The sequence below is a fragment of the Herminiimonas sp. genome, from assembly GCF_030655415.1.
Map to the genome: position 1 here is coordinate 157,662 of NZ_JAURVN010000004.1, position 12,201 is coordinate 169,862.

Here is a 12,201-nt window from a genome sequence, read left to right on the forward strand (position 1 = left end):
CAGGAAGGACAATAAAAAATGCCTGCGTGCGTAACAAATACGCCGAGCAGGCATTAATACACAGTCACAGCAGCAAAGTGATTAATCTACCTGCGCCAGATTCAAGTTCAGTTGCGAGCGAATTGCGTCATCAGTGGTTTCCGGCTTAGGATTGTTACGCGCAAACTCGATACGATCCAGATAATCACGCGAAATATCACCCGTGATATACACACCATCAAAGCATGAAGCTTCGAGGCTTTTCAACGCTGGATTCACATCAGAAATCGAACGCTTCAATGCATCGATATCTTGATAGATCAACGCGTCAGCAGTAATTTCGCGGCAAACTTCTTCATCAGTACGACCATATGCAATCAATTCCGCACGCGTAGGCATATCGATACCGTACACGTTAGGGAATTTAACTGGTGGCGCAGCAGATGCGAACATCACTTTTTTCGCACCAGCTTCACGCGCCATCTGCACGATCTCGCGACTGGTCGTACCACGAACGATGGAGTCATCAATCAGCAGCACGTTTTTGCCTTTGAATTCCGAACCAATCGCATTCAATTTTTGGCGTACCGATTTGCTGCGGATCGCTTGTCCCGGCATCAAGAAGGTACGGCCGATGTAACGATTTTTGATGAAGCCTTCGCGATATTCGATATTCAGTTTGTGCGCCAACTCCATCGCTGCAGGACGCGAGGAATCAGGAATCGGCATCACCACGTCGATATCGCCCAGCGGGAATTCACGTGCGATTTTTTCGGCCAGATATTCGCCCATCTTCAAGCGCGTTGCATAGACCGATGCGCCATCGATAATCGAATCAGGACGTGCGAAATAAACGAACTCAAACGCGCAAGGATTCAGCGTTGGATTTTCTGCACACTGTTGATTGTAGAGTTTGCCGTCAAGGTCGATAAAGATTGCTTCGCCTGGCAATACATCGCGCAAGAAGCGGAAGCCCAAACCTTCCAGTGCGACCGACTCACTGGCCACCAGATATTCGGTACCTTGTTCGGTTTCATTGAAGCCGATGCACAAAGGACGAATCCCGAACGGATCGCGGAAAGCCAGCAAACCGTAACCAGCGATTTGTGCGGTCACTGCATATGAACCGCGTACGCGTTTATGCACCATCGATACCGCTTTGAAAATCGCCGCAGGATCGAGCGAGTAACCGGTCGTCGCTTGTTGAATTTCATGTGCCAACACGTTCAACAATACTTCCGAATCGGAGGTGGTGTTGATGTGGCGTCTATCGTTCTTGAACATTTCAATCTTCAACTGTTCCCAGTTGGTCAGATTGCCGTTATGCGCGAGGATGATGCCGAAAGGCGCATTGACATAAAACGGTTGCGCTTCTTCTGCACTGGAAGAACCGGCAGTTGGGTAACGGACTTGACCGACACCCGAGTTGCCGAACAGCGAGCGCATATTGCGAGTACGGAAAACGTCCCGTACCAGGCCATTGGCCTTGTGCATGCTGAATGTATTACCGTTATCAGTTGCGATACCGGCAGCATCTTGACCACGATGCTGCAACAGCAGCAAGGCATCATAGATTAATTGATTAACTGGATTGTGAGAAACGACGCCAACAATGCCACACATGGTGGACTCCTCAACTTGAACAAATTAAAACTGCGAATTAAGCGTGAAACTATTGCGAGCCATAGAGCACCTGCAAATCAAAAATTTATGTGACTAACCAAATCACCTGGCAAGAAAGGGATCACAGTACGCGCAGCAGTTTCTGCCAACGGACTGAATAACGCCTCTTTCCAAAAACTCTGTTCAGGGATCGCCGTCACGCCGCATAAAAGTACAGCTGCCAGCACAATCACCAGACCACGCGCCAAACCGAACAAACCGCCAAGACCACGATCTACCAAGGTCAATCCGGTCGCTTTGACGACTTCATTCAAAGCCATAGTCAACAAGCCCATCAGGATGCGCACACCGATGAACAATGCAATAAATCCAATTATCAAACGCGTCGTACTGCCTGGCACCATATTCGGCAATAACTCTGCCAGTGACTCGCCGTATGCGTTGGCAACTACAAACGCCACGATCCAGCTCAACAGGGACAGAATTTCTTTTACCAATCCCCGCAAGGTACTGATCACGATGGAACAGATCAGTACAAATAAAACCAGATAATCAAAAATCGTCACTATCGATTTACTTCAAGCCACGCATTTAACTGCACCTTAAGCCGGAACCTGTTTGCCGGTCAAACCAAGCTTGGTCAATTTGGCACGCGCTTTTTCAGCTTCAGCCTCATTTGCAAATGGGCCTACGCGTACCCGAATCCGCTCACCGGATTCAGTCGCCACTTTTTGCGTAAATGATTTCAGGCCAGCGCCCTGCAATTTCTTTTGCAGCTCATTCACTTTATCTTGCGTTGCGAGAGCAGCGACCTGCAGGACAATTTTTCCTGATGCTTTTGGTGCAGCGGTATTCGCTTTTCCATCCAGGATGGCGCGGGCCCGCGCTGCTTCATCCGAATGATCTGTTTTTGCTATCGTTGGCGGTGTCGCTACCTTGTGCTCTGGTGTTTCGACTTTCGCAACTTGTGGCTTTTTCTCCGGCTCGACTGCTTTTACTTCTGGCTTTTCTTCCGGTTTGACTTCGGTCTTGGCCGCGACTTGTGATGCAGGTGCTTCGAGCACTTCCTCATCAGGAGAAAGCGACTCTGCCGTTGGCTGACTATTCTTTTGCGTGGTTGGCGCTTTGCTTTGTGCAATCGGCGCGGCCGTATCTTTGGATGGAATTTGTATATTGATATCGTCGGACAGAGGCTTGGGCTCTGAATCCAGAATCATCGGCAAACCGATTACCGCCGCGAGTACCAGAGCGATCGCACCGATCAAGCGGCGACGCGCACGTTTCTTTTCTGGCAATACTGGATCGACCGCCTCTGTACGCTTGTTGCTTTGCTTGCGTCTGCTGCGACCACTCGGCTGCTCTTCGTCGGCTTGCGAATAAAAATCGCTATTGCCGACCGAGGATTCCTGCTGTTTTTTACGAAGAAACGAGAACAAGCCCATACGATATAGAGTGAAATTCGTTAGTGATGTTCGGATTGTCGGAATTCCATTACGCCTGCAACTGTAAGGAAGGATCCGAAAACCGTAATTCTATCATTCTCGCCCGCTCGGCTCATGGCATTTGCAAAAGCTTCTGCAGGCGTGGCGAATGTTTGGATGCTGCGTTCGGTATCACCAGCTGCTGGTGACTCAACATAAGCGGCAATCAGCTTTTCGCGTATCTCTTCTGCGGTAGCAGCGCGCGGCAACGGTAGATCGGTAACGCACCAGTGATCGACCTGCCCTTTCAAGTGCTCAATCACGCCGGCGATATCCTTGTCCTGCATCGAGCCGAACACGGCGTAGGTATAAGGATGAAAGCCCATATTGCCGAGATTTTGCGACAGCGTAGCGGCAGCATGCGGATTGTGCGCCACATCCAGAATAATCGTTGGCTGCCCCGGCAATACTTGAAAACGTCCCGGCAAATCGACCAGCGCCAAGCCAGTCCGCACCTCTTGCGCACCGACAGGTAAACGCAGGCGCAAGGCATCCAGCGCAGCTAGCACGCCTGACGCATTCAATAACTGATTCGCACCACGCAAAGCCGGATACGCCAGTGAATTACGACGGCCGCTGCGGCCGCTGAAATTCCATTGCAACTTGTCGCCGGAATAATTGAAATCGCGATTGAAGAGCCACAAGTCGGCACCGATTTGTTCTGCATGGTCGATCAGCGACTGTGGCGGCACTGGATCACCGCAAATGGCAGTTTTGCCAGCGCGGAAAATACCTGCTTTCTCAAAGCCGATCTTCTCGCGCGTATCGCCCAGATATTCGGTGTGATCGATATCGACGCTTGTGACTATCGCCACATCTGCATCAAGTACATTCACGGCATCGAGACGTCCACCCAGGCCAACCTCAAAAATCACCACATCCAGTTCGGCATCTGCGAACAACTGCATCGCAGCCAGCGTGGTGAATTCAAAATACGATAACGATACATCGCCACGGATGACGTCAAGCTTGTTGAAAACATTGATCAATTCTGCATCCGTCGCCGATTGCCCATTGAGGCGCATGCGCTCATTGAAATGCAAAATATGCGGCGACGTGTACAAACCAACGCGATAACCGGCGCGCAACAAGATAGCTTCCAGCATGGCGCAAGTTGAACCCTTGCCATTCGTGCCGCCTACGATAATCACTGGACAGGTAAATTCAATCGCCATTGCGTCCTTGACCTGCCGTACGCGATCCAAACCCATGTCTATCGCTTTGGGATGCATCGTTTCCAGTAGCGTGAGCCAGCCAGCTAAGGTCGTTGGATAATTTTCCATACAAATTGATCGTGGTTAGAGAGTGTATGTGATGGCGAATGGCAAAATAAAAAGCCCGAACCGGTTGCGGTTCGGGCTTCTATGTTCAAGTCGTCAATTAAGCAAGAACGTCTGCAGCCTGATTTTGCAATAATGCCAACAGGCGTGCGATTTCTTCACGCATTTTGCGTCTATCAACAATCATGTCGACAGCACCTTTGGTCACGAGGAACTCGGCTCGCTGGAAGCCTTCTGGCAACTTCTCACGCACTGTGTTTTCGATCACGCGTGGACCGGCAAAACCGATCAGCGCTTTTGGTTCTGCAATCACGACGTCGCCCAGGAACGCGAACGAAGCGGACACACCACCCATGGTCGGATCGGTCAGCACCGAGATAAACGGCAATTTCTTTTCCGACAACTTCGTCAGCATCGACGTGGTTTTGGCCATTTGCATCAAGGACAACAAGCCCTCTTGCATACGCGCACCACCGGTTGACGTAAAGCAGATGAACGGTACTTTTTGTTCCAGCGCAGTTTGTGCGCCGCGTACAAAACGCTCGCCAACGACGGAACCCATCGAACCACCCATGAATTCAAACTCGAAGCAGGCGACCACGACAGGCAAACTCATGATGGAGCCGCCCATGACGATCAGCGCATCGGTTTCGCCAGTAGCTTCAAGCGCCGATTTCAGGCGATCCGGATATTTTTTGCTGTCTTTGAATTTGAGTGTATCGACCGGCAGTACTTCCTGGCCGATGTCATAACGTCCGCCTGCGTCCAGCAACGCATCCAGACGATCACGTGCGCGTATGCGCATGTGATGATTGCACTTAGGGCAAACGTGGATATTGGCTTCCAGATCGGTGCGATACAGCACGGATTCGCAAGACGGGCATTTAACCCACAAACCTTCTGGTACCGATTTACGTTGGGCAGTATCGGAACGCTGAATGCGTGGGGGAAGTAATTTTTCTAGCCAGCTCATCGTGACCTCTTTCATTTTGACTTGCCGAATTGTACCGTTTGCACGGATATTCGCCACAATTGCGTGTTTTTTCTCTTCTTGCGCCAGCTCAAATAGTTATCCATGAGCTGATCGGCGGTATTTTACTTGTCTATAAAGACATTTTCACCTTATTCGTCCAGCGCCTTGCGGATGCCGGCAATAAAGGTTTGCACCGCTTCTACTGCGCGCTCGCGTGGGGTATTTTCCAATTCCTGGATGATACGGCTGCCGATTACGACAGCATCCGATACCGCCGCTACTGCCTTGGCGGTTGCAGCATCGCGAATACCGAAACCTACACCGATAGGCAATTTTACGTGTTGTCGAATCGCGGCGATGCGTTGCGACACTTCAGCAATATCGATATTGGCCGCGCCGGTAACGCCTTTCAGCGAAACGTAATAGCTGAAGCCGCTACCAAATTTTGCTACCTGTTGAATACGTTCTTCGGTTGAAGTTGGTGCCAGCAAAAAGATGGGATCCATATCGTTTGCCTTCAATGTCGCGGCAAACTCTTCGCACTCTTCAGGCGGATAATCGACAACGATGGTGCCATCAACACCGGCCGCTTTCGCAGCAAGAACAAACTCAGTTTGGCCCATGCGCTCGATCGGATTGGCGTAACCCATCAAGACGACAGGCGTGGTCGTGTTGGTCTTGCGGAATTCACTTACAAAATCCAATACGTCGCGCATACCCACATTGAACTTGAGTGCACGTTCGCATGCACGCTGAATCACCGGGCCTTCGGCCATAGGATCGGAAAAAGGTACGCCCAGTTCGAGAATATCGGCACCGCCTGCAACCAGCGCGTGCATCAATGGCACGGTCAGATCGGGCGACGGATCGCCCGCGGTGATGAAAGGGATCAAGCCTTTTTTATTGTTCGCTGCCAATGCGGCTAACGTGGACTGAATTCTGGACATCTGTTTTATCTTTAATCAATGATCTTTTAATGCGCCACGCGACTGCTGCCGCATATGAAATGAAAACGGCAATGGATGTGAATCCATTGCCGTTAGCGCCGTGCTTAACCGAAGTCCAAGCCCATACGTTCCGCAACCGTATGCATGTCCTTGTCGCCGCGACCGGACAGATTAGCCAACACGATCTGCTCTTTCGGCAAAGTCGCTGCCAACTTGGCGGCATAGCTCAATGCATGACTGGATTCCAGTGCTGGAATAATGCCTTCGATATGGCAGCAATCGTGGAAAGCTTGCAAAGCTTCTTCATCGGTCACCGACACGTATTGCGCACGCGACGAATCCTTCAACCATGCATGTTCCGGACCTACGCCTGGATAATCAAGGCCGGCCGAAACCGAATGTGTCTCGATGATTTGACCGTTTTCATCTTGCAACAAATAAGTACGATTGCCGTGCAAGACGCCAGGTGAACCTGCTGTCAATGAGGCTGAATGTTTGCCGGTTTCCAAGCCCTCACCGGCGGCTTCGACGCCAACCAATTGAACATTCTTGTGTTCTATATATGGATAAAAAATACCCATCGCATTCGAGCCGCCACCAATACAGGCGACCACATAATCCGGCTGACGACTGGTCATTTCCGGCATTTGCTCTATGCATTCCTTGCCGATAACAGATTGGAAATCGCGCACCATCATTGGATATGGGTGTGGGCCGGCGACGGTACCGATAATGTAAAAAGTATTTTCCACGTTGGTAACCCAGTCGCGCATCGCTTCATTCAACGCGTCTTTGAGGGTTTTAGAGCCTGATTCAACCGGCACCACGGTCGCGCCCAGCAACTTCATACGATAGACGTTTTGCGCCTGACGTTTGACGTCTTCGCTGCCCATATAAACCACGCATTCAAGGCCGAAGCGCGCACAAATGGTGGCGGTCGCGACACCATGCTGACCCGCGCCGGTTTCCGCGATGATGCGCGGCTTGCCCATGCGGCGTGCCAACAAAGCCTGGCCAATCACGTTATTGATTTTGTGCGCGCCGGTGTGATTCAAGTCTTCACGTTTGAAGTAAATCTGTGCGCCGCCCATTTTTTCGGACCAGCGTTTGGCATGATAGATCGGGCTTGGGCGACCGACGAAATGCTTCAGGTCGTAATGAAATTCTGCGAGGAATGCAGGATCCTTGCTGTAATGCGCATACGCTTCTTTCAATTCAGCCAGCGCGTGGCTCAGCGTTTCTGAAACAAAGCTGCCGCCGTATGGGCCGAAGTGGCCTTTGGCATCGGGAAAATTGTATGAGGCGGTTTGATGTAATGCACTCTCGATGACTGCTTGTCGCTCGGCAAAGCTGCCTAAGGCTTCAAATTCTTTCATGATGTTCTCTTTACTATTTAGTCTGGCTGCGTGGCATTTGCGTGTGCTGTTTCAGCAGAATCTGCAAGATGCACGGCGGCGATAAAGACGCGAATTTTCGCGATATCTTTGATGCCCTTGTCGCGTTCGACACCACTGCTGATGTCGACGGCGTACGGGCGAACACGCGTGACCGCGTCAGTCGCGTTTTGTACGCTCAAGCCACCACTTAAAACGACCCGAGGCGCGATGCTTTCTGGAATGAGAGACCAATCGAAGACCTTTCCACTGCCGCCATAGCTATCAACATAGGTATCCAGCAACAAGCCGGTGAATAATCTGCTGGCGGCGCGATAATCAGACTCGTATTTTAGCAAATCGGCAGAATTCGTATCCGGTTTTACGCGTAGTGCACGCATGAAAGGTCGATTCACTGCATCCGCGATGGCGGCGCACTCGTCTACCGTCTCATCACCGTGGAATTGCAACATCGCAATTGATGTCTGAGCGACAACTGCCTGTACTTCTTCCGCACTGGCATTCACGAACAAACCGACCGCAGTAACGAAAGGTGGGATCTGCGCAATTAACTGCGCCGCAGCATCAGGCTGAATATAGCGCGGACTCTTGGCATAAAAAACGAAACCGACCGCATCAGCGCCAGCCGCAATCGCGCCTGCCAGATCTTCCGGTCGAGTCAAACCGCAAATTTTGATGCGGGTGCGATGTGTCATTGTGTTGCCAGCCTATTGAAAAACATGTGTGATGATTTGTGAGTATTAAGATCAAGAATGAAGTGCAAGATGAGGATCAATCACATCTCGCATCGAATATTAATCTCAGGCTCAAGACCATAGAAAATTCTGTGTATCGATTTGCGGTAACTTCCATTTTGGATCGTAATCGATTTTAGTAAGGTACAAACCGTCGGCCATAAAGGTGGGCGCGGCGATTTTGCGATCTTGCGCTTCCAGCAGTTCCTTCAACCATGCCGATGGCTGCGTGCCATTACCGACATAAATCAGTGAACCGATAATGTTGCGCACCATGTGATGCAAAAACGCATTTGCATGCACCGTAAACATGATCAAATCGCCACGTTGTTCGATCTTGATCGCATACATCGTCTTGACCGGTGATTTGGCCTGACATTGTACGGAACGGAAACTGGAAAAATCATGTTCGCCCAACAAGTGCGCAGCTGCTTCACGCATTTTATCGACATCCAACGTGCGGAATACCCAGCCTGCTTTGCCTTCCAGCAAAGGTGAACGTACCTGATTGTTGTACAGCACGTATTGATAGGTTCTGGAGCGCGCGCTGAAGCGCGCATGAAAATTTTCGTCAGTATCGGTCGCGACCTCAGTTGCCCAACGCACCGCAATCGATGACGGCAAAAAAGTATTCACGCCACGTACCCACGACTGCATATCACGCTCCAGCAGCGTATCGAAGTGCACCACTTGTTCGATTGCGTGCACGCCTGCATCGGTACGTCCGGCGCATGATGTGGAGACTTCTTGCTGGGTAAATTTCCCCAAAGCGAGTTCCAGCTTGTCTTGCACCGTCAAGCCGTTGAGCTGCGTCTGCCAGCCCTGCCAAGGCGCGCCATCATATTGCACGCCGAGCACAATACGTTTCGCTTGGCCTGAGCTGTCTGATTCGCCATTCATGATAAACATAGTCCGAAAATCGAAACTGAAAATGAAAAACGGGCGCAAGCAGTGCATTGCGCCCGTCGGAACTGCATTTTAGCTCGTCAGGAGAGTTTGCTCAGCAGGTTTTTCGCCTTCTCGGATTGCTCGCCATTGCCACCTTTGACGACTTCTTCCAGCAATTCGCGTGCGCCTTCTTTGTCGCCGATTTCCTGGTAAGCGATCGCCAGATCAAGCTTGGTCGCCATTTCAGCGTTGCTAGTGTAGCTCTCTGCTTCATCGACGCCATCCAGGGCGAAGTGATCATCATCCAAACTTGGTGCAGCTGCAGATGGTGATGCAGCAACTGGATTCAGATCAAGCGAAATGTCGGACAGATCAGCAGCGATATCTTTCACCGGCGCCGCTGCGACATTTGCTGCTTTCACATTTGCAGGTGACTCTTCTTTCGCTGGGAAATCAAGGCCGAAGTCGTCAGGCGCGCTGATTTCTGGCGCTGCAAACGCTGCCGGCGTGGATGCTTTTTCAGCTTCGAAACTGGCAACGGATGGTGTCTTTTCTAAATCAGCTGCAGGCTTGTCATTTTCCAGGAAACCGAAATCGATATCAGCAATATCCGCTGGCATCTCAGCTTTTGGCAGCGCTACGTCCGACGATTTCTTGTCATTATCTTCAATGTCCAAACCTTCCAGATCAAAGTCGAGATCCTCGACTACGTCCGGTTCCATCGAAGCGATCGTTTTGTGTTCGTCTTCTTCTGGCAGGGACAAACTATTTTCTGCAAAAGAGCTTTCGAAGGAACTACCCGATTCTTTAGTATCGGCCGGCAAATCCGAATCGATCGCATCAAAAGGCTGAGTAGGCGCCAGTAATGCAGCAGCTTTGGACTCGCCTTTTTCTGAGCCGGCACCGCTAGCGTACAACGGATTGCTCGGATCCAGAATCATGCCCAGGTTGGCAGCTTGCGCCCAGTCTTCGCCCTCACCTTTTGTCATGCTGTACAACTCGCTCGCCAAAATTTCGAACGAACGTGCGTCGTTGCGGTTGGCATAAATTTCCAGCAACTTGACGCGTACTGCATGACGATCAGGTTGATTGCGCAATGCTTCTTTCAGTATTTCTTCGGCTTGCGCATCGCGACCATAAGCGATGTAAACATCGGCTTCTGCAATCGGATCAACTTCATTCGTATCTAGCTGACTAGCCGAAGGCACGAAGTTGGAATTGAATACGCTGTTATTGGTATCAACACTTTGTCCACCGGTCGAGCCAAACAACGAGTTCGATTTAAGACTGGAATCCGAAATGATGCTGTCTTCAAACGATTTGGTTTGCTTGCGACGACGCGAACTGTAAATACCTAACCCGGCAAGTAAAGCCAGCAATGCTGCTGCGCCCGGCAGGAACATCGCATTACCCATCAAGTCATCCAGGAAGCTAGGCTCAGGTGGCGGTGGCGCAACGACGACAGGCTTTTTAACGACAGGTTTAACTTCAGCAACTGGAGCTGGCGGCACTATTGGCTCAACGACTGGAGCCGGCGTTGCTTCAACTGCTGGAGCTTCGGCAACTGGGGGAGTTACCGCAGGTGTTTCTGCAGCAGGCACTGGCGTCACTACTGGCGGAACTACCGCAGCTGGTGTTGCAGCAGCCGTTGCTTGTTTTTGCTGGTCAGCCAAATCCTTGTTTTTAATCTCAAGAATTTTTTGCAGTTCGCTAACGTTCTTTTCGAGTTCTTTGACGCGAGCATTTGCATCTGCAATTGCCTTGTCTTTGGCGATCAACTCTTCAGTGCTGGCACCGGCTTTATCGGAGCCTGCGCTTAATGTCGTCGCACCCGATTTGGACAATTTCAGTTTGTCTTTGGATTCAGCTGTGCCAGCGGATTCTTCCTGAATACGGGTGGTGATTTTTCCACCCGCAGTTTGCTTGACGTCGTCAGATTTTTTCGCTTCTGCGGTAGCGACTTGACCAGCCAGTTTATTGCGATAGCTATTGAAATCTGCTGCTTGCGCGACGACTACGCCTTTCGCTTCTGATTGGCCCACCGATTTTGCGGTGTCAGCTTCAGGCACGGACAAGATCTGTCCGGCGCGCAGGCGATTCATGTTCTTGTTGATAAATGCATCAGGATTGGCGCGGTACAAGGCAACCAGCATCTGATCTAGCGAGACACCGCTTGGGCGATATTGGTTGGCAATTTTCGCCAGCGAGTCGCCTTTTTTAACCAGATACTCGTCCGCGGATGAATTATCAGATTTTGGCTCTGAAGCTGTGCGTACCGGTTTGGCTACCACTGGAGCCGGTGCTGGCGCCACTTCACGAATCGGTTGTGGTGCAGCTTGTTGCGGAACTGGTTCAGGTGCTGGCGGCGGAAGTGCCTGGCTAGCAGCTGGCGGCGGCAAAGCTTGCGACGGCGGCGGCGCAGATTGTGCAACTGGCTCTGGAATGCTTTCGACCGGTCTTGCGACAGGTGCTAATGGACGTGTAATTGGTGCTATTTGCGCTGGACGCGTAGCACGCATCTCAGGCGGATCAAGCAGGAAAGTGTATTCGCGTACCAGACGGTTTTTATTGCCGCCTAGTTCCAGCAGCATATCGACGTAAGGCTCGTTGATAGGTTGGGTTGAAGTAATCCGGACGATAGGACGATTGCCGCGCTGCTCTACCGCAAATCTCAAGGAAAACAATGCTGGGTGCAGATCAATATTGGCTTGGCGGAAGGCATCGGCCGATGCCAGCTTAGGCACCAAACTACCCAATTCATCTTGCGCAACTGAGGTCAGTTCGATCTCTGCCCGTAACGGTTGCCCCAGCGACGAAAGAACTGTCAATTTCCCCAAACCTGCGGCGTGCGCATTTGACAATACCACTGCGGATATCACTGCCGCGCTGAGTGTCTTTAATT

At 51.1% G+C, this 12,201-nt stretch carries 10 protein-coding genes; all 10 read right to left on the reverse strand.

The window, feature by feature from the left end:
* Nucleotides 1–81 precede the first annotated feature (81 nt).
* Nucleotides 82–1,602: an amidophosphoribosyltransferase gene (purF, locus tag Q7T66_RS03410; RefSeq protein WP_304931894.1), complete on the reverse strand. Its 1,521-nt coding sequence runs from the start codon at nucleotides 1,600–1,602 to the stop codon at nucleotides 82–84.
* Nucleotides 1,603–1,679: 77 nt separating this feature from the next.
* Entirely contained in the window at nucleotides 1,680–2,168 is a 489-nt protein-coding gene (locus Q7T66_RS03415; protein ID WP_304931895.1) for a CvpA family protein, read from the reverse strand.
* Nucleotides 2,169–2,204: 36 nt separating this feature from the next.
* Complete coding sequence (locus tag Q7T66_RS03420) at nucleotides 2,205–3,044, reverse strand: SPOR domain-containing protein (RefSeq protein WP_304931896.1); 840 nt, start codon at nucleotides 3,042–3,044, stop codon at nucleotides 2,205–2,207.
* A gap of 20 nt (nucleotides 3,045–3,064) precedes the next feature.
* Nucleotides 3,065–4,366, reverse strand: coding sequence for a bifunctional tetrahydrofolate synthase/dihydrofolate synthase (gene folC / locus Q7T66_RS03425; RefSeq protein ID WP_304931897.1), 1,302 nt, complete (start codon nucleotides 4,364–4,366; stop codon nucleotides 3,065–3,067).
* 97 nt (nucleotides 4,367–4,463) lie between these two features.
* Nucleotides 4,464–5,336, reverse strand: coding sequence for an acetyl-CoA carboxylase, carboxyltransferase subunit beta (gene accD, locus Q7T66_RS03430; protein ID WP_304931899.1), 873 nt, complete (start codon nucleotides 5,334–5,336; stop codon nucleotides 4,464–4,466).
* A gap of 149 nt (nucleotides 5,337–5,485) precedes the next feature.
* Nucleotides 5,486–6,283: a tryptophan synthase subunit alpha gene (gene trpA, locus Q7T66_RS03435; protein ID WP_304931901.1), complete on the reverse strand. Its 798-nt coding sequence runs from the start codon at nucleotides 6,281–6,283 to the stop codon at nucleotides 5,486–5,488.
* 104 nt (nucleotides 6,284–6,387) lie between these two features.
* Nucleotides 6,388–7,659, reverse strand: coding sequence for a tryptophan synthase subunit beta (trpB, locus tag Q7T66_RS03440; RefSeq protein WP_304931902.1), 1,272 nt, complete (start codon nucleotides 7,657–7,659; stop codon nucleotides 6,388–6,390).
* Nucleotides 7,660–7,676: 17 nt separating this feature from the next.
* Nucleotides 7,677–8,372, reverse strand: a complete 696-nt coding sequence (locus Q7T66_RS03445) for a phosphoribosylanthranilate isomerase (RefSeq protein ID WP_304931903.1) — start codon at nucleotides 8,370–8,372, stop codon at nucleotides 7,677–7,679.
* A 111-nt stretch (nucleotides 8,373–8,483) separates the two neighbouring features.
* On the reverse strand, nucleotides 8,484–9,311 hold the full coding sequence (truA, locus tag Q7T66_RS03450) for a tRNA pseudouridine(38-40) synthase TruA (RefSeq protein WP_304932317.1): 828 nt from the start codon (nucleotides 9,309–9,311) through the stop codon (nucleotides 8,484–8,486).
* An 86-nt stretch (nucleotides 9,312–9,397) separates the two neighbouring features.
* Complete coding sequence (locus Q7T66_RS03455) at nucleotides 9,398–12,166, reverse strand: FimV/HubP family polar landmark protein (RefSeq protein WP_304932318.1); 2,769 nt, start codon at nucleotides 12,164–12,166, stop codon at nucleotides 9,398–9,400.
* Nucleotides 12,167–12,201: the final 35 nt, after the last annotated feature.